This window comes from Antarctobacter jejuensis (assembly GCF_052266595.1).
In the GTDB taxonomy this organism is placed as follows: Bacteria; Pseudomonadota; Alphaproteobacteria; order Rhodobacterales; family Rhodobacteraceae; genus Antarctobacter; species Antarctobacter jejuensis.
In genome coordinates this window covers 28,499-50,043 of sequence record NZ_JBQQXJ010000025.1, presented here as the reverse complement: position 1 = coordinate 50,043, position 21,545 = coordinate 28,499, and the positions used below count along the sequence as shown (strand labels likewise).

General features: G+C 62.4%; 16 protein-coding genes. 14 read left to right on the top strand and 2 right to left on the bottom strand.

The genetic code is table 11. The features are described from left to right. Window positions 1–122: 122 nt before the first annotated feature. Entirely contained in the window at window positions 123–476 is a 354-nt protein-coding gene (locus ACTXGA_RS22915) for a hypothetical protein (protein ID WP_443397043.1), read from the bottom strand. Window positions 477–723: 247 nt separating this feature from the next. On the opposite strand from ACTXGA_RS22915, the gene ACTXGA_RS22910 reads away from it, so the two are divergent. From ACTXGA_RS22910 to ACTXGA_RS22885, 6 genes are all read left to right on the top strand, one after another. Beyond that, window positions 724–2,109, top strand: a complete 1,386-nt coding sequence (locus ACTXGA_RS22910; RefSeq protein ID WP_443397042.1) for an amidase — start codon at window positions 724–726, stop codon at window positions 2,107–2,109. Between the two features lie 883 nt (window positions 2,110–2,992). After that, window positions 2,993–4,156 (top strand): efflux RND transporter periplasmic adaptor subunit, encoded by a 1,164-nt coding sequence (locus tag ACTXGA_RS22905; protein WP_443397041.1) that lies wholly within the window; start codon window positions 2,993–2,995, stop codon window positions 4,154–4,156. Further along, window positions 4,153–7,248: an efflux RND transporter permease subunit gene (locus tag ACTXGA_RS22900; RefSeq protein WP_443397040.1), complete on the top strand. Its 3,096-nt coding sequence runs from the start codon at window positions 4,153–4,155 to the stop codon at window positions 7,246–7,248. Before ACTXGA_RS22905 ends, ACTXGA_RS22900 begins: the two co-directional genes overlap by 4 nt. 209 nt (window positions 7,249–7,457) lie before the next feature. After that, window positions 7,458–8,000 (top strand): GbsR/MarR family transcriptional regulator, encoded by a 543-nt coding sequence (locus ACTXGA_RS22895; protein WP_443397039.1) that lies wholly within the window; start codon window positions 7,458–7,460, stop codon window positions 7,998–8,000. 15 nt (window positions 8,001–8,015) lie between these two features. After that, window positions 8,016–9,452 carry a cytochrome ubiquinol oxidase subunit I gene (locus ACTXGA_RS22890; RefSeq protein WP_443397038.1) on the top strand — a complete coding sequence of 479 codons (1,437 nt, stop codon included), beginning with the start codon at window positions 8,016–8,018 and terminating at the stop codon, window positions 9,450–9,452. Between the two features lie 7 nt (window positions 9,453–9,459). Further along, on the top strand, window positions 9,460–10,470 hold the full coding sequence (locus ACTXGA_RS22885) for a cytochrome d ubiquinol oxidase subunit II (protein WP_443397044.1): 1,011 nt from the start codon (window positions 9,460–9,462) through the stop codon (window positions 10,468–10,470). 65 nt (window positions 10,471–10,535) lie between these two features. On the opposite strand, the gene ACTXGA_RS22880 is transcribed toward ACTXGA_RS22885, so the two are convergent. After that, the gene (locus tag ACTXGA_RS22880; RefSeq protein ID WP_443397037.1) at window positions 10,536–11,582 is read right to left on the bottom strand and encodes a LacI family DNA-binding transcriptional regulator; all 1,047 of its coding nucleotides are present in this window, start codon (window positions 11,580–11,582) and stop codon (window positions 10,536–10,538) included. A 245-nt stretch (window positions 11,583–11,827) separates the two neighbouring features. On the opposite strand from ACTXGA_RS22880, the gene ACTXGA_RS22875 reads away from it, so the two are divergent. From ACTXGA_RS22875 to ACTXGA_RS22840, 8 genes are all read left to right on the top strand, one after another. Beyond that, a complete protein-coding gene (locus ACTXGA_RS22875) occupies window positions 11,828–13,096 on the top strand; it encodes an ABC transporter substrate-binding protein (protein ID WP_443397036.1) in 1,269 nt (422 codons plus the stop codon). A gap of 132 nt (window positions 13,097–13,228) precedes the next feature. After that, a complete protein-coding gene (locus ACTXGA_RS22870; RefSeq protein ID WP_443397035.1) occupies window positions 13,229–14,074 on the top strand; it encodes a carbohydrate ABC transporter permease in 846 nt (281 codons plus the stop codon). Next, window positions 14,071–14,910, top strand: a complete 840-nt coding sequence (locus ACTXGA_RS22865; protein WP_443397034.1) for a carbohydrate ABC transporter permease — start codon at window positions 14,071–14,073, stop codon at window positions 14,908–14,910. Before ACTXGA_RS22870 ends, ACTXGA_RS22865 begins: the two co-directional genes overlap by 4 nt. Before the next feature lie 30 nt (window positions 14,911–14,940). Further along, window positions 14,941–15,984: an ABC transporter ATP-binding protein gene (locus ACTXGA_RS22860; protein ID WP_443397033.1), complete on the top strand. Its 1,044-nt coding sequence runs from the start codon at window positions 14,941–14,943 to the stop codon at window positions 15,982–15,984. Window positions 15,985–15,993: 9 nt separating this feature from the next. Beyond that, on the top strand, window positions 15,994–17,274 hold the full coding sequence (locus tag ACTXGA_RS22855) for an amylo-alpha-1,6-glucosidase (protein ID WP_443397032.1): 1,281 nt from the start codon (window positions 15,994–15,996) through the stop codon (window positions 17,272–17,274). Next, window positions 17,271–17,957: a D-lyxose/D-mannose family sugar isomerase gene (locus ACTXGA_RS22850; protein WP_443397031.1), complete on the top strand. Its 687-nt coding sequence runs from the start codon at window positions 17,271–17,273 to the stop codon at window positions 17,955–17,957. The genes ACTXGA_RS22855 and ACTXGA_RS22850 overlap by 4 nt, the downstream gene beginning before the upstream one ends. Before the next feature lie 161 nt (window positions 17,958–18,118). Continuing rightward, complete coding sequence (locus tag ACTXGA_RS22845; protein ID WP_443397030.1) at window positions 18,119–18,295, top strand: helix-turn-helix domain-containing protein; 177 nt, start codon at window positions 18,119–18,121, stop codon at window positions 18,293–18,295. 179 nt (window positions 18,296–18,474) lie between these two features. Then, window positions 18,475–21,507 (top strand): hypothetical protein, encoded by a 3,033-nt coding sequence (locus tag ACTXGA_RS22840; protein WP_443397029.1) that lies wholly within the window; start codon window positions 18,475–18,477, stop codon window positions 21,505–21,507. Window positions 21,508–21,545: the final 38 nt, after the last annotated feature.

Sequence of the window (21,545 nt, the reverse complement as noted above, 5' to 3'; positions counted from 1 at the left end):
TTCAAAGCCAGTTCCGAAGCCGCCAAGAAAACAAGAAAGGAGACGCCGGCATTGACCACAACATGACCGCCGAGGAATAAACAAGGGTGGGTCAAATCTCGGTGAAAAAACCGGGTCACTTCTCAGCGGAAATCAACAGATTGTGAGCTTAGGATCTCGAACCCGTAGGAAATGGACCCCTTGGGGCGCGGGCTGTCTCGCCACACAGAAAACGCGGCGCCGGGACCGTCGCCACCGTTCAGGCGATCCAGCCGCACAATTACGGGACTGTCCTCCAGAAGCTCTCTGGGGCGTGTTTGCAGGATCGCGTCCGTGAAGGCAAAACCGATTTGCACGCGGACGTTTTCCGCAAAGGCATCGGATGGGACGGCCCCAAAGGCGGCCCAAGAAACCAAGTAGACCATCAATGATGTGCCGCGAACCAGGGATTCAGCCGTGCCCCGTTTCAATGTGCCCGCATTCACAAGTCCGCTCATATCTCACATGCCCCGCATGCCCCCGTCGTGTGCCGCATCGAACGTTGGATTGAACGACCACTCGTGATAGTCACTTCTAGCTTTAATAAAAATCATCTCGGGGAGACCTTCCATGCTCACGCGTCGTGCCCTCTTGAGAAGCACTGTTGGGGCTATGGTCGCCGCAACAGTGGTTCCAGCGCAAGTCAAACCTGCCGCTGCCGCCCCGAGGGCAATCGATGAATTCATCGACCGGGACGCCTTGGGCATGGCCGAACTGATCAAGAGCGGCGAGATTTCCGCACGGGAGGCTGTCGAGATCACGATTCGCCGGATCGAGGCGATGGAGCCCATCGTCAACGCGATCACGACCCGCAGTTATGACCGCGCCTTCGAGAAGGCCGAGACGATTTCCAAGGACACGACCTTTGCGGGCATGCCGATCCTGATAAAAGATATGATCGACGTGGGCGGCGTGCGGCGGACCGATGGGTCGCGCATGATGCTTGCCAACATCCCGGCCGAGAACGTCATGTATGTCGACGGGGTCGAGGCGGCGGGGATGAACATCATCGGCATGACCAATGTGCCGGAATTCGCCCAGTTGGGGATCATCACCAACAACACCGCCTTTGGCCTGTCGCGCAATCCCTGGGATCTGTCCTTGTCCACGCTGGGCTCGTCCGGGGGTGCCGGCGCGGCGGTCGCGTCAGGCATGGTGCCTCTCGCCCACGGAACCGACGGCGGAGGGTCGAACCGGTTGCCAGCTTGCGCGCAGGGTCTCTTTGGTGTGAAACCCAGCCGCGCGCGGATGCTGCCGGGCGAGGCGGGAGGCCAGCACGGCCCTTTCAAGACCAACCAGGCGATCTCGCGCACGGTGCGCGACAGCGCGGCCCTCTTCGCACATACCGAGGATCCGAACGGGCCGTTCCCAGCGATCGGACTGGTAACGGGAGCGTCCACCAGACGGCTTAGGATCGGATATGCTCCGAGCATGGACGGCGGCGTGGCCGTCGATCCCGCCGTCGTGGCCGCGCAGGAGAACACCGTCCAGCTGTTGCGCGATCTCGGGCACGAAGTGGTGGACGCCGCCATCCCCTTGAATGCGAGCGAGTTCTTCGAGAATTACAACGGCGCGTTCCTTGGGCAGTTCGGCGTCGTCGCCGATGGCGCCCGCGCGATTACCGGCGCGTCCGCGCGCGAGAGCGGATTGCTGGACCCCTTCACTGCGACCCTCATCGAATACGGCAGCACCATCCCGGCCGACGTTCAGACGGCGGGCATGGAGTATCTGGCCACTGTACCGGCGCGCTACGCCCAAGTATTCGAGGACATCGACCTGCTCTTGTTACCGGTGATGCCGTTCCTGTCGATCGACGGCAATGCGCTGTCCCCGGACACGATCGTCAACGACTCCGTGATCGACTTCCTTCAGGCGGGTCTTTCATTCACCGCGTCGGTCAACGTCTCCGGCCACGCGGCAATGTCGGTGCCGCTGAACTGGGATCCGGAAACGGGCCTGCCTGTCGGATCGATGTTCCAGACTGCGACGGGCAACGACCGCATGCTCTACGAGCTGGCGTTCGAGCTGGAAGAGGCGCGCCCGTGGAAAGATCGCTGGGCTCCCTATTCCTGCAAGTTCATTCCGGTGTGATCCACGACTGAGATTGTCCTTGCGCGGGGGGCGGCGCCCGGTTGACGGGAGTGAAAAGCGGGACAGCGGGAGAATTTGGCCTTGGGCATCGGCGGCGATCACGCTATCCGCGCCTAGCGCGGCCAAAACGGCTTGTCCGGCTTGATCGATTTGCACCGCCTGTTTGATCGCTGGACCCTGGCAGGCCGCGGGAACCGGACCCAATGTGTTGGTCGTTCGAAAACCGGAGCGATTTCTTCGAAACGCCATCGCTGCTTGGCCTGCGGGTTGGTCAGGTAGGGCCGACAGGTGGCAGCTTTGGCGATGCTGGCTGGTTCCTCGCACGGCACAACTGTATGCAATGTCCGGACAGAGGTTACGGTGCACTGGCCTTTGGGTAGCTTGCCCTTTTTGGATTTTATCGACTTGTCCGGCTATCCTGGGAGATGGAACCGATTTCAGAACGCGTTGCTGCTGATCAACTCGACGTTCCCATTCCCGGATCTTGGTTTGCGGGCGACGCTGCCCCAAGCCGAACGATCCGCATTTCCCGTTCACGGCGCCAATGAGGACATCGGGTCTGGGCCCATTTGCGGTGAGCTTTTTTTGGCGTGCGGGCGGCCGACTTTACCGGTCACGGCCAATAGCCCCGGGTCGAAAACAGCCTTTGGCCTTCGAAATCCGGGTCGCGCCTTTCAGGACCCGGTCCGGCGGCAAACCGTGACAGGTCCCAAAGCCCCACTTCGCACAAAAAGCGGCCAGATTGAGCACATGGGATCACGACATTGGGAGGGGTCCGACAAATTCTGGACCGCCTAGGGGCTTCGTGAAACTAATTCCGACGGAGTTGAGACGCGGCGTCGTTGAAGGCTCGAACCCCAACTGCTTCGAAGCGGAGTCCGCAGTGAAATTGGTCAAACATACGGCAGTCATTTTTGCCTCCATCGGTATCCTTGCGGGCGCATACGCCCTGACTTTCGGCGTGCCATCGCAGGTATCGCAGCTTTGGGGGGGCGTAAGCTCTGAACCGGTTGCAGGGGGCCCCGGAGGGGCGCCCGGTGCGAGGGCAGGGGGCCCCGGCGGCGGGCGCGGCGGTCAGGCGACTTCGGTTGTGATGGGGCCGATGGAGGAAAGCAGCTATGCGCTGGTTCTGCACACCGTCGGCAGCGCCACATCCCTGCGCCGGTCCAACGTTACGATGAGCGAGGCGGGCGAAGTTGTCGAAACCGCGCTTTTGGCCAATGGGGCCGTCGAAAAGGGCGATGTTCTGTTGCGGCTGGATGACCGGACGCAGCGTCTGGCGCTGGACATCGCCGAGGCGGAACGGGATCAGGCACGCGACACGCTTGAGCGGTATAAAAGCCTCCAGTCGGGCGGAAATCTGACGGTGTCCGGTGTCACGCTGGCGGAGGCCGAAGTTGCGCTGCGGCTGGCGGAGGCCAATCTGGGCATGGCCGAATTGGCCTTGGAGGAGCGCACGGTGGTCGCGCCAATCTCCGGGCGCATGGGGCTGAGCGATGTTCAGGTCGGCGATCTGGTCAGCGCGGGCGATGTGATCGTGACCATCGACGATTCCACCACCCTGATCGCCGAATTCGAGGTTCCGGAACGGTCGATCGGTTTGCTGGAAATCGGCAAGACGGTGCGGGTAGGCACGCCGACTTATACAGGCCGTGTGTTCGAAGGGCGCGTGGCGGCCTTTGACAGCCGTCTTGATCCGGTGACGCGCAGCGTGACGGTCAAGGCGGAAATCGACAATTCCGAAGGTCTGCTGTGGTCCGGCATGACCTTTTCGGTGCGTATGATCGAACAGACGGAGCCGCTGCCCACGGTGCCCGCCACGGCGGTGACATGGGACCGGACCGGCGCGGGCATCTGGGTGGTCGATGGCGGCCGCGCCTCGCGCGTGCCGGTGACCATCAAGTACCGTGAGGGCGACCGGGTCTGGCTGGAAACCTCGGTTTCCGACGGCGCGATTGTCGTGACCGAAGGTGCCTCGAAATTGCGCGATGGCGCGATGGTGGCCAATGCCGACGGCGCTCTCGATGCTGGAGGCCCGCAGACATGAGCCTTGAAAAAACGCTGCACCGGGTCGGGTTTGCGGATACCTTCGTCGCCCGCCCGATCCTTGGCCTTGTGCTGAATCTCTTGATCATCATTGCCGGGCTGGCCGCCCTGACCAGCGTTGACGTCCGCGAAATGCCGGATGTGGATCAGCCCGTGCTGTCGATCCGCACTACCTATGAGGGGGCTGTTCCCGCCACCGTCGACACCGAGATCACGCAGGTTCTGGAGGATGCGCTGAGCGCGCTCGAAGGGCTGGTCTACATGGAATCGGAGTCGAGCGCCGGTTCGAGCCGTATCACCATCGACCTGTCTGACGGGACCGACGTGGACATCGCGGCAAACGAAGCGCGCGAGATCGTGTCGGAAACCATGCGTTCGTTGCCTGACGACGTGGACGATCCGAGCGTGTCCAAGGCTGACAGCAACTCCGACGCCATCATCCGGCTGGCGCTGCTGGGCGACGCCAGTTTCGACGAGCTGACGCGGCTCGCCGAAGGGGCGGTTTATGAGCGGTTGTCGACCATCGACGGCATCGCCGAGGTCACGATCCGCGGCAACCGGGCGAATGAATTCCGCGTCACGCTGGACATGCCGTCGCTGTTGGGGCGCGGGTTGACGATCTTCGATGTCAGCGATGCGCTGTCCAGCCTGCGGGACGACACCCCGCTGGGCGAGTTGGAAAGCCAGGCGACGACGCTGGCGCTCAGCGTCGGGAACAAGGCCGTCACCGTCGATACGGTCAAGGCGGTGCGGATCAATGGCACGACCTCGATCTCTGATGTGGCGCTGGTGCAGTTGCTGCCGGAGGATGCCAGCGTCTTTGCCCGGGTGAACGGGCAGACGGCGGTAGGGCTCGACATCACGCGGCAATCGGTCGGGAACACGCTGGATATCTCACGAGAGGTCAATCTGGCTGTCGAAGAATTGCGGCAGGTCCTGCCGGAGGGCGTTCAGCTGGTCATCACCTCGGATGACGGTGTCTTTATCGAAGGGTCGATCAACGAGGTGGTGCAGTCCATCCTGCTGGCCACGGTCATCGTGATCGCGGTGATTTTCGTCTTTCTGCGCTCGCCCCGGGCGACGCTGATCCCGGCGATCACGATCCCGGTGGCGCTGATCGGCACATTGGCGGCGATCTGGCTGACCGGGTTTTCGGTCAATACGATCAGCCTGCTGGCACTGGTGCTGGCGACCGGCATGGTGGTGGATGACGCCATCGTGGTGATCGAAAATATCGTACGCAAACGCAAACAGGGCATGGGGGCCTTTGCCGCTGCGGCGGCAGGCACGAACGAGGTCTTCTTTGCGGTCATTTCGACCACCGCGACGCTGGCGGCGGTCTTCATTCCGATTTCCTTCCTGCCCGGGCAGGCGGGCGGTGTGTTTTCTGAATTCGGGTTCGTGCTGGCCATTGCGGTGACGCTGTCTTCGGCCACGGCGCTGACGCTTGCGCCGGTGTTGGCGGCCCTGCTGGATCCCGGCAAGCCGACCGCGAAAGAGACCGGGGGCACTCAGCCTGCGGGTCTGATGGCGCGGGGGTTCGATGCGGTGATGGACTGGGCCATCCGCACGCCGGTTCTTGTGCTGGCGGTGGCGGGCGCTTTTGCCATCGTGGCCTTTGGCGCGGCTTCTACCTTGCCCTCTGCAGTGACGCCTTCCGAGGACCGTGGGTTCTTCCTTGTGCAGGCTCGCGGGGCGTCGGATGCGACGGTGGACTATCTGGATACGCAGGTGGCGCAGGTCGAGGATATCCTTGCCGCCTATCAGGCAACCGGCGAAATTACGACGGTGCAGAGCATCATCGGGGTCGGCGGCGGCACCAGTGCCTTTATCATCGTGCGTCTGCCGGATTGGGATGATCGCGATTTTTCGCAACAGGACCTTGTTGGGCGGATCAGCGGAGAGCTGGCTTCGGTGCCGGGCGTGCGCGTGAGCGCGCGGTCGACCAACAGCCTGAACATTCGTGGCGCGGGCAGCGGTCTGAGTTTTGCCATGACCGGCACCAACATCGACGCCATCACCGAGGCGACGCAGACGCTTGTCGCCGCGATGGCGCAGGATGCGACCTTTCTCAACCCGCAATTGTCCAATGACAGCGTCGATCCGCAACTGCAGGTCAGCGTGGACGTGGATGCGGCGAACGACATGAACCTGAAACCGTCGGAGGTGACCGCGCTGATCCGCGCGCTGGTTCAGGGCACTGTCGCGGTCACGGTCTTCGAGGATGACACCGAAATCGATGTCAACGTCGTGCCGGGCGGGCCGCCGATTGACGATCCGTCGGATATTGCCTCCATGTCGATCCGCCTTGGCGATGGCTCTTTTGTGCCGCTGTCGTCGCTGGCCTCGCTGGACATGGTGGTGAGCCAGGCCCAGATCGAGCGGCAGGGCGGTGCGCTTGCGGTTGCCGCGCAGGCGAACCTTGGCGACGGGGCAACCCTGTCGGATGCGATGGACCGGCTGCAGGAGATCGCACAAGAGGTGCTGCCCGACGGCATGGCGATTGCCTTTACCGGAGAGGCGGGGACACTGAACGACAGCGCGCAGTCGATCTACATGGTCTTTGCCGTGGCCTTGTTGGTGGTGCTCCTGGTCCTGTCGGCTCAGTTCGAAAGCTTTGCCAGCGCGATTGTCATCATGCTGACCGTGCCCTTTGGTCTTGCGGCGGCGGTTCTGGCGATTTCGCTGACCGGCGGATCGCTGAACTATTACAGCCAGATCGGGCTGGTCATGCTGATCGGGGTGATGGCCAAGAACGGCATCCTGATCGTCGAATTCGCCAACCAGCTGCGCGAAGAGGGGCAGGACATCGACAGCGCGATCCGCAATGCGCTGCGGCTGCGGATCCGGCCGGTCATGATGGCGATGGTGTCGACGGTCTTTGGCGGTCTGCCCCTGATCCTGACCTCTGGTGCGGGGGCAGAGGCGCGGGTGGCGGTCGGCTGGGTTATCGTCGGCGGGCTAGGTTTTGCGACGGTGTTCACGCTGTTCCTGACGCCGATCTTCTATCGCTGGATTGCGGTTTGGGGCGCGGCCCCGGGAGCGGCGGCCAAACGCCTGATGCAGGAACGCCAGGAACCTGCGCCAACCTGAGCGCACGCCGGGCCGATTGGTCGGCAAATGTAAACAGGGCAAGGCCGCCTGCAATGGAGTAAGGCCGGGGAGCGCTCCGGCCTTTTTCATGTCCGCGCCCGGGAATCCGGCGCACAGATTGACGCAGTGTTTTGACAGGTCAGGTCATCGTCTTACTTATCTTTCAGAAATTACTGAAATCTCCGAAAGGCGGCGTGCCGGTCATGAACATGTCACCTCTACATCAGGAGTTCGTCCTGCATTTCGGCGAGATGGGCAGCCGGTGGGGGATCAACCGGACCGTGGGGCAGATCTATGCCCTGCTGTTCCTGTCGGCCACCCCGCTGAACGCCGATCAGATCACCGAGGCGCTGGGCATCAGCCGCTCCAACGCCTCGATGGGGCTGAAGGAACTGCAGGCCTGGCGGCTGGTGCGGCTGAAACACATGCCGGACAGCCGCAAGGACCATTTCACCACACCCGAAGACCTGTGGGAGATCGGCCGCATCCTGATCGAAGAGCGCAAGAAGCGCGAAATCGATCCGACTCTGACCAAATTGCGGGCGCTGGAGATGCAGGGCCCGGCGGGGGACGCCTATTCCGAGGCCCGCATCGCCGAATTGCGCAAGATGATCGAGATGATGACAGAGTTCTACGAAGACATGGCGCGGCTGGAGACGGAAAAGCTGATCCGGCTGATGACCTATGGCAGCCGGATCGCGGGGCTGATCGACAAACTGGGCGGCTATATTCCGTCGCCCTCCAAAAGCTGACGAGGAAACCAACAGATGGAAGCGCTAGACACCCTCCTGCTCAGCCGCATCCAGTTTGCGGCGAACATCTCTTTCCACATCCTGTTCCCGACGATCACCATTGCGCTGGGCTGGGTCCTGCTGTTCTTTCGCCTGCGCTTTGCGCGCACCGGCGATGAAAAATGGATGGCGGCCTATCGGTTCTGGGTAAAGATCTTTGCCCTCAGCTTTGCCATGGGTGTGGTTTCAGGCATCACCATGTCGTTCCAGTTCGGGACCAACTGGCCCGGTTTCATGGAAACTGTGGGCAATATCGCCGGGCCGCTGCTGGCCTACGAGGTGCTGACCGCCTTCTTCCTTGAGGCGGGCTTTATCGGGATCATGCTGTTCGGCTTTTCCCGTGTGCCGGGATGGTTGCACATCACGGCCACGGCGCTGGTGGCCTTTGGCACGACGTTGTCGACCTTCTGGATCATCGTGCTGAACAGCTGGATGCACACGCCGCAGGGCTATGAGGTGATCGACGGTGTGGCGCATGCCACCGATTGGTGGGCGATCATCTTCAATCCATCGATGCCCTACCGCTTTGCCCATATGGTGCTGGCCAGCTTTCTGACGGTTGGCTTCCTTGTCGCGGGTGTCTCCGCCTTTCGCTGGATCGTCGGTGACCGTTCGCGCGAGGTGCGCGCGATGCTCAAGACCGGGGTGGTCATGGGCGCGCTGCTGATCCCGGTGCAGATATTCATGGGCGACATGCACGGGCTGAACACGCTGGAGCACCAGCCGCAAAAAGTCGCCGCGATGGAGGGCAACTGGGAAACCGGACCGAACACACCGCTGTTGCTGTTCGCCCTGCCGGATGAGGATGCGCGCGAAAACCGGTTCGAGATTGGCGTGCCCAACGGCGCCTCGCTGATCCTGACGCATCATGCGGATGGTGTCGTGCCCGGTCTGAACGATTTCGTGGCCGAGGACGGGACGCCCATGCATCCGCCGGTGATGCCTGTCTTCTGGTCCTTCCGCGTGATGGTGGGCACGGGCATGGCCATGCTGCTGATCAGTTGGAGCGCCGCCTTTTTCATGTGGGTTCGGCGCAACCGGCATGAGGGACGCACAGGCGGGCAATGGATGGCCGTCGAGGGGCTGCCCAAGGCGCTGCTCTGGGCGCTGGTGCCGATGGGCCTGTCGGGGTGGGTGGCCACCCTTGCCGGCTGGTACACGACAGAGATCGGCCGCCAGCCGTGGCTGGTGCAGGGGATCATGACAACGGAGATGGCCGTGGCCGAGGTGCCCGCGCCCATGGTGATGGGGACCCTGCTGGCCTACCTTGCTGTCTATGTGGCGCTGCTGATCGCCTATATCGGCGTGATCGCCTACCTCGCGCGGAAGGCCGCACGGGGGCAGGACGCCCATACCGACAGCATGACCCATTCGGGCAAGGCGCATGTCGCCGCCCTGTCCGCCGCGGAGTGAACAGATGATGCCGGACTTTTCAAACCCCGCCGACTGGCTGCCCTGGGCTTTCGCCTCTTTGATGGGGCTGGCGATCCTTGTTTACGTCGTTCTGGACGGTTTTGACCTTGGCGTCGGCATCCTGTTTCCCCTTGGCGACACGTTGCAGAAAGACCGCATGATCGGCTCTATCGGGCCGTTCTGGGACGCCAACGAAACCTGGTTGGTGCTGGCGGTGGGGCTGCTGTTGGTCGCCTTTCCGACGGCGCATGGCATGATCCTGTCCACGCTGTATCTGCCGGTCTTTGTCATGCTGATAGGGCTGATCCTGCGGGGTGTTGCGTTCGAGTTTCGGGCCAAGGCGCGGTCACGCCACAAGGCGCTGTGGAATTGGCTGTTCTTCGTGGGTTCGCTGACAACGGCGCTGGCGCAGGGCTTTATGCTGGGCCTCTATATCATGGGGCTGGAAAAGGCGCCGGATACCTATCTGTTTGCGGCCATCGTCGCGGTCTGCCTGACGGTGGGTTACGCGTTCATCGGCGCCACTTGGCTGGTGCACAAGGCCGAAGGCGCGTTGCAGATCAGGGCGCTGGACTGGGCGCGCAGGGGCCTGTGGGGCGTGATCGCCGGGGTGGGGGCGGTGTCGCTGGCCACGCCGCTGGTCAGCGACCGGATCTTTGACAAATGGGTCGGCTTTCCGGAAAGCGTGATGCTGGCGCCCCTACCACTGATTTCTCTGGGTCTGATCGTGGCGCTGTGGGTGATGTTGCGGCGGATGCCGTTTGACCGGGACCGGTATAGCTGGCTGCCCTTTGCAACCGCCAGCGGGCTGTTCGCGCTGGCCTATCTGGGGCTTGCCTACAGCTTTTACCCCTATGTCGTGCCGGACCGGCTGACCATCTACGAGGCTGCTGCGGCCCCCGAAAGCCTGATGATCATCCTTGTGGGGGCCTGTTTCGTGGTGCCGATGATCATCGCCTATTCGGTGCTGGCCTATGTGATCTTTCGCGGTAAGGCGACCGACCTGCGCTATGATTGAACCCGTGCTTTAAGCCCTTCGGGGGCCACCTGTTTCCTGTGGGGAACCGGGGCAGGGCGGTCGGCTCAGGACCGGGGCGCGCCGGTGGTTTCCCGGACGACCAGATCCGCGGCGATTTCGGACACGGTTTCGGGCATGTCCGGTTCGGCAATGCGATCCAGCAGCACCCGCGCCAGTTTCCGGCCCAGCTTGTGCGGGTGCACGGCCATAGTCGTCAGAGGCGGGGTCGCCACGGCCGCATCCTGAATGTCGTCGAACCCGATGATTGAGACGTCCTCGCCTGGCACAAGGCCAAGGCGCGTGATGGCCAGGCTGGCCCCGATGGCGACCATGTCACCGTTGCAGACAACCGCCGTGATTTCGGGGTGCGCGCGGCGCAGGTCCATCATGGCATCCAAGCCGGCCAGCTTGTTGTCGTGGCAATCCCAGATCACCGGCGCCGCCAGCCCGCGTTCGGCCATGACCCTTTTATAGCCCGCGATCCGCTCCTTGCGGACAAAGGTCATGTCCGTACCGCCCAGATACCCGATCCGACGGTGTCCCAGATCGGCAAGATAGGCGGTGGCGGTCGCTGTAGCCTCTGCGTTGCGGATGCCGACGTGGTCCTGACCGCGCCCGGCGGGGCGCAGGAAGGTCACGGTGGGGATGCCCTGCGCCATGAGCAGGTCCAGCGTCTCTTCCGACGTATCGTGCGCCGGAACCCAGATCAGCCCGCCGCGTCCGTGACGGATGAAAGCCTCCAGCTGTCGGCTCTGGCGGTCCGGGTCATCGCGGGTGTCCACTATGGAAACGAGATAGCCTTCGGCCTCCAGCAGATCGACGACCCCGCCGACGACCTCGGCATTGAAGGGGTTCTGGAACTGGTTGATGACAAATCCGATCTCTCGGTTGTCGCCGGATCTCATCGAGGCCGCGCGGGAATTCGGCACGTAGTGCAACTCGCGCGCCGCCGTCAGCACCTTTTGCCGCGTCTCTTCCGAGATGCGTCCGGTGCCGCGCATGACCTGGCTGACCGTCGGAATGGAGACGCCGGCAGCTTTTGCTACGGTTCCTAGGGTGGGCTTGCCTGACACGGCGCGGACTCTCGTGTTGGTATAACGTTTAACCAGCATCCTGCCAAAATTTCTTCGCCGTGGCAATGGATTGGCATTTTGCGCCGATGCTGCGCTGCAGGGTGGCCAGAATAGTCGTTGACAGAAGATATAACGATATATCAAACTGGATAACACGGAAGAGATTCGTCGCAGCTTGGAGGGCTGCGGGGCATCTCGGCCAGATTGCCCGCAACATCGGGCAGGCCAATCAGAAGGGGGGACGGCGCATCGGTCGGCCCCGCGACACCACTGTGGGAGGACACATGACCTATTTCTCGAAAATCCTTGGCGCGGCTTCCGGCCTAGCGCTGTCTTGCGCCGCGGTTGCCGCGCAGGCCGAAACGCTGTTCTGGTCGACGCAGGCCAAGCCGGTCGAAGAGGCGCAGGCCATGCGTGAGCAGGTGCTGTCAGGCTTTGACGGTGGCGTTGACTACCAACCGAATGACGGCGGTCCGTGGCTGACCCGTCTGCAGGCCGAACTGCAGGCCGGTACAGGTACCATCGGTGTTCTGGGCGCGCTGCATGGCGATTTCTCAGCAATGGATCCCGAGACCCTCGTCGATCTCAGCGACATGGGCGTGATGTCGGCCTCCGGCACGTTCAACGATCTGGCCAAGCTGGGCACCGACAGCCTGCAGTACGTCCCGTGGATGCAGGCCAGCTATATCATGGCGGCCAACAAGGAAGCGCTGCAATACCTGCCCGAGGGCGCGGACATCGATGCGCTGACCTATGACCAGTTGATCGAATGGTCCGCCAACGTGCATGAGGCCACCGGCGAGCCCAAGTTCGGCTTTCCCGCAGGCCCCAAGGGTCTGAAGCACCGCTTCTTCCAGGGCTACCTGTACCCCTCCTACACCAACGGCGTCGTGCGCACCTTTGCCTCGCCCGAGGCGGTCACCGCATGGGAAAAGTTCAAGGAGCTGTGGTCGCACACCAACCCGGCCTCGACCAACTTCTCCTTCATGCAGGAACAGCTGCTGTCGGGTGATGCGTGGATCGTCTTCGATCACACCTCGCGCCTGGCGCAGGCTTTCAACGAGCGCCCCGATGATTTCGTCGCCTTCCCGGCGCCCGCTGGTCCGACCGGCCGTGGTTTCATGCCCGTTCTGGCAGGGGTCGCCATCCCCAAGACCGCGCCCGACATGGAAGCGTCCAAGGCGCTCATCGCGCACCTGATGAAGCCGGAAACCCAGATCGCGACCCTGAAGGCCACCAACTTCTTCCCGGTTGTTGACGTGGACCTGCCTGACGATCTGCCGCCGTCGGTTATCGCCGCAGGTGACGCCGTGGCCAAGATGTCCGGTTCCGCCGATGCCAACCCTGGCCTGCTGCCTGCCGGTCTGGGCGACAAGGGCGGTGACTTCAACCGCGTCTTCGTAGATGCGTTCGAGCGTATCGTGCTGGCGGGTCAGCCGATCGAGATGGTGCTCGAAGATCAGAAAGGCCGTCTGGCCGCCATCATGGAAGAGACCGGCGCGCCCTGCTGGGCCCCGGACGCTCCGTCCGAAGGCGCTTGCCCGGTGGAGTGATCCACCGGGGCCATAGCGCCCCTCCCGGTCCGGGCCCGCAGGGGCCCGGACACACTCCCCGGACTGCCCCGACTACCCCCCTGAACATTGCCACCCAAGGCGCTGATCTGCGCCGGAACAAGGAGCGATTCCATGAACGCTCGACTATTGCCTTACATGCTGATCCTGCCGGTGACGCTGTTCCTGTGCCTGTTCTTTATTTACCCCTTCGTTCTGGTTGCGAAACAGGCCTTCAGCACAGGCGCCGGCTTTACCCTTGAGAACTTCGAAGAGGTTGTTAGTTACTGGAAATTCCCGATCTCGCTGAAGAACACCCTGCTGCTTGCCGCGGCCGTGGTCCCGGTTCAGTTGGCGCTGTCGCTGCTGATGGCGACGATGGTCACCAAGATGAAAAAGGGCCGCGATATGGTCCTGTATGTCTGGACCATTCCGCTGGGCATCTCCGACCTTGCCGCCGGTCTGATCTGGCTGGCGATCTTCGAACAGTCGGGTTTCCTGAACTCGATGATGCACGGCATGGGCCTGATCGACAAACCGATCAACCTGCTGACCTTCCAGAACCCCGGCCTTGTCTTCATCGCGATTGCGTTGGCCGAGATCTGGCGCGCGACGGCCATCATGCTTGTGATCCTGGTGGCGGGCATCGGTCTGATCCCGAAAGAGTATTACGAGGCCGCCGAAGTCTTTGGCGCCAGCCCGTGGAAGCGTTTCCTGCGCATCACGCTGCCTCTCTTGCGGCCCAGCCTGCAAACGGCGCTGGTCCTGCGCGTGATCATGGCCTTCGAGGTCTTCGCCGTGGTGGCGGCCCTTGGTGGCACGCTGTTCCCGGTGCTGATGGGTGAAACCTATGCCTACCAGTTCGACCTGCTGAATAACGGTGCGGCTGCCGCGATTGCGCTGATCATCCTTGCCATCTCGATCGCTGCCACACTTGTCATCCTGCGCGTTCTGCGCGTCCCGAAAGGAGCAACGATATGACCGCTGCTGCTACCGAAGCCCCCGCTGAAGATACCCGCAGCGCCGGCCGGTTCGTCTATATCGCTGGCGTGGTCCTGCTCTGCGCCTGGGTGATCGTCCCGATCTACTTCCTGCTGGTGAACACGCTGTCCTCTCCGGACACGGTGAACAGCTTTCCCAAGCCGTTTTTCCCCGAGTTCGACTTCGGCTCGCTCAGCTTCTTTGCCCAGTTCGCGGGCATGTTGAACGCGCTCAAGAACTCGGTGCTAACGGCAGGGATGACGATGATCATGTCGATCCTGATCGGCGCGCCCGCAGGTTATGCCCTGTCGCGCTTTGACTTCCGGGGCAAGGAGTTGTTCCGGATGCTGATCCTGCTGACACGGGCCTTTCCGCTGCCGCTCTTGGCGCTGCCCTTGGCGGTGATGTTCATCCGGACCGGTCTGGACGACACTGTCTTTGGTCTGGCGCTTGTGCACACCACGCTGGCACTGCCCTTTGCGGTTCTGATCACCTTCTCGCTCTTTTCCGGCATCCCGATGGAGCTGGAAGAGGCGGCATGGACCCTGGGCTGCACCCGGCTGACTGCCTTTACCAAGGTGGTGCTGCCGCTGATCCTGCCCGGCATCACGGCCTCGGCGATCTTTGCCTTCGTGATCTCGTGGAACGAGGTCTTCGCCGCCGCCGTGCTGACCATCGAGAACCGGACGCTGACGGCCTTCCTGCTGCAGAACCTCGATACCTCTCCTCTGCACCTGAAGTTCGCCGGTGGCTTCATCCTCGTCGTGCCCGCGCTGATCTTCATCTTCGCCGTGCGCAAATACCTCTTCGCCATGTGGGGCATCGCCAACCGCTGACGCGGGGCGAGAGACAAAGGAACCAGAAAAATGGCTGAAATTCAGATCAAGAACGTCGCCAAGAAATTCGGTGCTTACCAGGCGCTGCATGACATCAACCTGACCATAGCGGACCAGGAATTCATGGTCCTGCTCGGGGCCTCGGGCTGTGGCAAGACCACCCTGCTGCGGATCATCTGCGGGCTGGAAACCGCCACGGAAGGCGAGGTCTGGATCGGCGGGCGTCGCGTCGACCACCTCGCCCCCAAGGATCGCGGCATCGCGATGGTGTTCCAGAACTACGCCGTCTTCCCGCACCTGACGGTGTTCGAAAACATCGGCTTTGGCCTGCGGATGCAGAAGCTGCCCAATGACGAGGTCAAACGCCGCGTCGAGAAGGTGGCTGGCCTGATGCATATCGAAATGCTGCTGAAGCGGTATTCGGGCGAATTGTCGGGCGGTCAGCGGCAGCGTGTCGCCGTGGCCCGCGCCCTGGCGATGGAACCGGACGTGATCCTGATGGACGAACCGCTGTCGAACCTCGACGCGCTCTTGCGGATGGAAATGCGCGCCGAACTGAAAGGCGTGCTGGCGGAATCCAAGACCACTGCCGTCTACGTCACGCACGATCAGGTCGAGGCGATGTCCATGGCCGACCGGATCAGCGTCATGCACAAGGGCAAGATCGTTCAGGCGGCTTCGCCGATCGAAGTCTACCGCAACCCGGCTGCCGAATTCGTCGCCAGCTTCATCGGCAACCCGCCGATGAACTTCCTTCGCGCCGAGGCGGCAGGCGATGGCAAATGGACGGTCGCGGGCAACGTGATCGACGGGCCGCGCTACGGCAGCTCTCCGCTGCAATTCGCGATCCGGCCAGAGGATATGCAGCCCGCCGACCAGGGCCTTGCCGCCAAGGTCAGGATCGTTGAACCGCTGGGCGCCCATCTGCTGGTCACCTGTGATGTCAACGGCTCCATGTTCCGCGCAGTGCTGGACAGCGACCTGCGGGTAAAGCAGGGGGACACCCTGACACTGGCCCCCAATCCGGACCGCGTGCGCTGGTTCGATCCCGAAACCACCCTTGCGGTCGCCTGAGGCAAAACCATGCAAAAACACGAGATGATCGACCACGCGCGGCAAGTTCTGCGCGACAATGACCGGGGCACCTACACGGTGCCGACGCACGGGCTCTATCCATTCCAGTGGAACTGGGACTCGGCGCTCAGCGCGCTGGGCTTTGCGCAGTTCGACGAACCGCGCGCCTGGACAGAGATCGAAACGCTGCTGGCACACCAGTGGGAAGACGGGATGGTGCCGCACATCATCTTTCATCAGCCCGACGATGGGTATTTTCCCGGGCCGGATGTCTGGGACACGGGGCGCCCTGTACCGACCACTGGCATCACCCAACCGGCGGTGGCGGGCTTTGCTGTGCGCCGTATCCACGACCGTGCCCGGGACACGGCGTTGGCGGCCGAGAAGGCCCGCGCCATGCTGCCCAAGATCCACGCTTGGCACCAGTGGTTCTACCGCTGCCGCGATCCGCAGGGCACCGGCCTCATCGCGGTTCTGCACCCTTGGGAAACCGGGCGCGACAATTCGGTCGACTGGGACGAGGCCTTTGAACGTGTGCCCACCGATGGCGTTGGCACCTTCACCCGCCGCGACACGACCCACGCCAACCCGGCGCACCGCCCGACGGATGAGCAGTACAAGCGTTATATCTGGCTGGTGCAGAAGTTCCGCAGCCTGAACTGGGACAACACCAAGCTACACGACGCCTCGCCGTTCCAGATGGTCGATCCCGGCTTCAACGCGATCCTGATCCGGTCCTGCCATGATGTCGCGGATCTTGCCGCGCGTTTGGACATGCCCGAGATCGCCGCAGAGGCCCGCGCCATGGCGGACAAGGGCGTGGCCGCGATGGAAACGCTTTGGCACGATGGGCTGGGGCAATACCTCTGCCTTGACCGGACCACCGGCAAGCTGGTCGAAAGTGCATCGATCGGCGGCATCCTTGCGGTTTTTGCCCCGATCCCCAAGGAGCGCGCCGCCGCCGTCAGTCGCCGGATCGAGAAGCTGGCCGAGTCCTGCGAATACCTGATCCCCAGCCACGATCCGACAGCGCCGGAATTCGACGGGCTGCGCTACTGGCGGGGGCCGGTCTGGCTGATCGTGAACTACATGATCGCCGACGGGCTGGAATGCGCCGGTGAGACAAAGATGATCGACCGCATCATGGGCGATTGCCTGCGCCTGATCGAGACCAGCGGCTTTGCCGAGTATCACGACCCGATCACCGCCGAACCCTGTGGCGGGGCGCATTTCACATGGACCGCCGCGATGGTCATCGAAATCCTGCACACTTTCAAGGCTGCCGCATGAAACGATCCCGTATCAACGACATCATGGGGGCTGCGGATGACATGATCCGCAGCCAAGGGTTCACCCTGCCGCCCTTTGCCTATTGGACTCCAGAGGAATTCAAGGCGCGCAGGGCGCAGGCAGGCCATGTGATCGATGCGCGCTGTGGCTGGGACATCACCGATTACGGCGCCGGGCGCTATGATGAGATGGGGCTGTTCCTGTTCACCCTGCGCAACGGTCTGCCGGGCGATCTGCAGAAGGGCGGGGGCATGTGCTATGCGGAAAAGCTGCTGATTTCCAAGCAGGATCAGCTGTCGCCCATGCACACCCATGTGATCAAGGCCGAGGATATCATCAACCGCGGCGGGGCGACCCTTGTTGTGGAGCTGTTCGGCTCGGACGATCAGGGCAACTTTGCCGAGGATCGTGGCGGCACGGTCTGGCTGGACGGCATCCGGCACGAATTTGCGCCCGGCGAAAAGCTGCAACTGGCCCCCGGCGAAAGCGTCACGCTGCGCCCCGGCGATTGGCATGCCTTCTGGGGCGAAGGGGGCGACGTGCTGATCGGTGAGGTCTCGACCGTCAATGACGACGAGACCGACAATATCTTCCGCGAACCTATCGGACGCTTTGCCGAGATCGAGGAAGACGCGGCACCGACGCATCTTCTGGTCAGCGACTACCGGAATTGGCTGGCCTGATCGTTCCAAGAAAATCGCGGCGCGTCCGATGGGTCACTGGGCGCGCCATCCCGCAAGATCTTTGCGCCCTCTTCCCCCTATTTCGCTCTGCAATTTGCAGGATAATACACTTGGGAATAGGGCAGGGGAGGCGCCCCTTGATCAAGATTTAGCATATTCAGGTGCTGCTGGCCGTGGAAACTGCGGGCAGCATTAGGACCGCCGCCAAGGCATTGGACAAGACCCAGCCTGCGGTGACCAAGGCGCTGAGCATCGAATTCGCGGTCCAGTCGCTGGCCGGGATGCCGCTGCATCCGGGCGCAGAACGGTACTATCGCGAAGTCGGCGCATCGAAATAACGTGGTCGGTCGGGGCGGATTAACGTCCCGAACAGCCCTGCGCAACATTCGGCTGCGCGCCTGCGGATACCCTGCAATCGGTTTCCGAATAAATGCCTTGGCATTTTTTGAATTCTCAAGGTTTCCTCGAATCTCCTTTTAGGTGATGCTCCGTAAATAAATTCAATCGGAGTTTGATCATGCGGCACCTTGGAATTCTTGCACTGGCACTGTCCCTATCGTTCCCCTGTGCGGACAGCGCGTTTGCCTTTGATGCAGGAAAAGCCGCGCAATCGGCCAAACCGGCAAGCCTGCCACTGCCCAGCAGCCTGCCCCTGATCGACTACGAAGAGGTTCTGTTCCCGTGGATCGCCAAGCGCGCCTATCTTGACCTGCACTGGAAGCGCGACAAAAGCTGGCGGGACACCGGGCCCTTTGTCTTTGACATGAGCTTTGGCGTGCATCCGGCGGTGCGCATGTATTATTCGCCGGAAATCATGACCTGGCTCGAAGGCGGGCGTACCGGCGAGATTGCCGACGGCGCCATCGTGATCAAGGAAATGGTGACGCCACCGGCAGAGCGATACAACGCGCATTACGCGGACCTTCTGGTAGAATACAAGGACGACCCGGCCAAGGTCGCCGAGGCGATGGCCGCCTATGCCTATGGCACCGGTGGTTTGAACTGGACCGTTATGGTCAAGGACAGCGTGCTGTCCCACGGCGGGTGGTTCTTTGCCTCGGTCTATTTCGCCGATCAGGATGACATGAAGGCGCGCAAGCCCGTCATCGACAGCTTTGAGCCGCCCTTCAGCCCGCCGCTGGGGGCCGGTGGTGATGGCATGTGTATGCGGTGCCATGCCTCTGCGGCAGAGGAACTGATCTTTTCCGCGCTGGAAAACGTCGAGGGCTATCCGGGTGAGCCGATGATCTTCCGCGTCGACGAAAGCTGGCGCGACTTGCCAAAGCCCCAGAAACCGGCCTTTGGCGCCAGCCTTTCGGAAATGATCGATTCCTACCTGAAGGACCCGCATGATCCGGCAGAGATGCGCGCGGCGCATGTGGCGGCGGCCAAGGCATCGCCGGTCGATGTGAACCCGGAGTTTACCGCGATGTTTCCGGCCTCTGGCGGGATCGATGTCACCCATGCCAACCTGCAGACCCTGCCCAGCGAATGGCTGGATCACGTCCCGGCGCGGCCCGATGACACGCAGCATTTCCTGACGTCGGACAATTGCATCGGCTGTCATGGCGGGCTTGGCGGGGCGCCCTCGGGTGTCACCATGTTCATCAAGGATGGTCCGAATTACGGTGACGGGTTCAACATCTCCGAATACGGCGAATGGCGCTGGTCGCCCATGGGACTGGCCGGGCGGGACCCGATTTTCTATGCACAGCTGGAGTCCGAATTTGCCCTGCTGAAAGCGGCCGGGGCCGGGGATTTGTCCGGCAATCTTGGCACCACTTGCCTGTCCTGCCACGGCGCGATGGGACAGCGACAACTGGAGATCGATGCGCACGAAAACCCGGCGCTGGGCCTCGACGGCAATATCTTCAAGACCGAATACACGCTGCTGCACACCCCGCTGACCACAGAACAAAAGGATCAGCAGGTGGCCGACGGCACCTATGACTATCACATCTACGGCAACCTCGCGCGCGAGGGGATTTCCTGCACCGTCTGCCATCATATCGCGCCGCCGGAACGGGCAGAGGGGCAGCCGGACTACAACAAGCTGGACACCTACCTGATGAACGGCACGACCGGCGTGTTTCGCATGAACGCGGCCAGCGAACTGATGGGCCCCTTTGCCGATGTCCGGGAAAAGCCGATGCAGAACGCCATGGGCATCACGCCGGTGCATGACGATTACATCAAGGACAGCGAGATGTGCGGCGCCTGCCACACCATCAACCTGCCCAACGTGGACGCGCCGACCGACAAACCACTGCCAGGCTTCACCGAGGCCGAACAGGCGATCCTGAACAAGGCGGCGGAAAACGCCGTGACCTTCCTGAACGAGGAATTCGGCGTCACCTATCGTGAGCCGCTGGTCAAGTTCCAGCATTCGGTGGAGCAGGCGACCTTTCTCGAATGGCAGAACAGCCAGTTTGCCGATGCCGGCACCGCACAGTCCTGCCAAGACTGCCACATGAAAGGCAATTTCGAAACGCCGGACGGCAAGATCAAGATCGACAGCCTGACGACGCAGATCGCCTCGATCCAGGACACCAACCTGCCCGATGTGCCCCATGCGCTGCCGCATGAAGAGATCGAAGTGCCGTTCCGCGATGGCTACAAGCGGCACAATTTCGTCGGGCTGAACGCCTTCATGGTCGAGATGCTGCGGCAGTTCGATGAGGAAATGGGGCTGAGCCCCAAGGACCCGATGACCTATGCCACGAATGGCGCGCAGCTTTCGCTGGACACCATGGCCCTGCAGGCCCGCAATGAAACGGCCGAGGTCAAGATCGAGAGCCTAACCGGTTCGGATGGCACGCTGACAGCCATTGTCAGCGTCGACAACAAAACCGGCCACCGCCTGCCGTCGGGCGTCGGCTTCCGCCGCGCGTTTCTTGAGCTCCGCGTCATGGATGCCGGTGGCAAGCAGTTGTGGTGTTCGGGGTGCACGAACGGGGCTGGGGTCATCATCGGGCCTGACGAGAAGCCGCTGAAAACCGAGTTTCTGGACTTCGTGCCCGAAGGCGCGACCGAGGCCCTGTATCAGCCGCATTATGACGTGATCGACGATCAGACGCAGGTGCAGATCTACGAAGAGCTGACCCAGAACGCGCAAAAGCAATTCACCAGCAGCTTTGTCCATCGGGTCTATCACCCCAAGGACAACCGCTTGCTGCCTTGGGGTGCGGCCGAACCGGGATCAGAGGCCTTTGTGAAACGCTTTGGCGATTCCGACGTGACGGCGGCCTTCATGCAGGCGACCATGCCGGAAGGCCGGGCAGAACATGACGCGGGCGTGAAGGCGGGCAAGGATGAGCTGGCCTACCGGATCGCCTTGCCCTCTGATGTCGACCCCAAGACGGTCACGGTTTCGGCCACGCTCTATTCGCAGGCCATTCCGCCCTATTATCTCAAGCAGCGCTTCGAAACCGCACCGGATGGCCCGGCGACGCAGCGACTCTACTACCTCGCCAGCCGCCTGAAGACCGAAGGCACATTGATCGAGAACTGGAAGCTGAGGGTGCAGGGCGATACCGCGCAGCTGCGCTGACAGGGAATTGCCCCGGCAGCGCAGCAGGATTGCGGGCG

Bases quoted from the DNA above. Each gene is read 5' to 3' on its own strand.
- ACTXGA_RS22910 (WP_443397042.1), top strand. From the start codon at position 724: ATGGCCGAACTGATCAAGAGCGGCGAGATTTCCGCACGGGAGGCTGTC.
- ACTXGA_RS22880 (WP_443397037.1), bottom strand. From the start codon at position 11,582: ATGCTGGTTAAACGTTATACCAACACGAGAGTCCGCGCCGTGTCAGGC.
- ACTXGA_RS22855 (WP_443397032.1), top strand. From the start codon at position 15,994: ATGCAAAAACACGAGATGATCGACCACGCGCGGCAAGTTCTGCGCGAC.
- ACTXGA_RS22890 (WP_443397038.1), top strand. From the start codon at position 8,016: ATGGAAGCGCTAGACACCCTCCTGCTCAGCCGCATCCAGTTTGCGGCG.
- ACTXGA_RS22850 (WP_443397031.1), top strand. From the start codon at position 17,271: ATGAAACGATCCCGTATCAACGACATCATGGGGGCTGCGGATGACATG.
- ACTXGA_RS22900 (WP_443397040.1), top strand. From the start codon at position 4,153: ATGAGCCTTGAAAAAACGCTGCACCGGGTCGGGTTTGCGGATACCTTC.
- ACTXGA_RS22895 (WP_443397039.1), top strand. From the start codon at position 7,458: ATGTCACCTCTACATCAGGAGTTCGTCCTGCATTTCGGCGAGATGGGC.
- ACTXGA_RS22915 (WP_443397043.1), bottom strand. From the start codon at position 476: ATGAGCGGACTTGTGAATGCGGGCACATTGAAACGGGGCACGGCTGAA.
- ACTXGA_RS22840 (WP_443397029.1), top strand. From the start codon at position 18,475: ATGCGGCACCTTGGAATTCTTGCACTGGCACTGTCCCTATCGTTCCCC.
- ACTXGA_RS22860 (WP_443397033.1), top strand. From the start codon at position 14,941: ATGGCTGAAATTCAGATCAAGAACGTCGCCAAGAAATTCGGTGCTTAC.
- ACTXGA_RS22865 (WP_443397034.1), top strand. From the start codon at position 14,071: ATGACCGCTGCTGCTACCGAAGCCCCCGCTGAAGATACCCGCAGCGCC.
- ACTXGA_RS22870 (WP_443397035.1), top strand. From the start codon at position 13,229: ATGAACGCTCGACTATTGCCTTACATGCTGATCCTGCCGGTGACGCTG.
- ACTXGA_RS22875 (WP_443397036.1), top strand. From the start codon at position 11,828: ATGACCTATTTCTCGAAAATCCTTGGCGCGGCTTCCGGCCTAGCGCTG.
- ACTXGA_RS22885 (WP_443397044.1), top strand. From the start codon at position 9,460: ATGCCGGACTTTTCAAACCCCGCCGACTGGCTGCCCTGGGCTTTCGCC.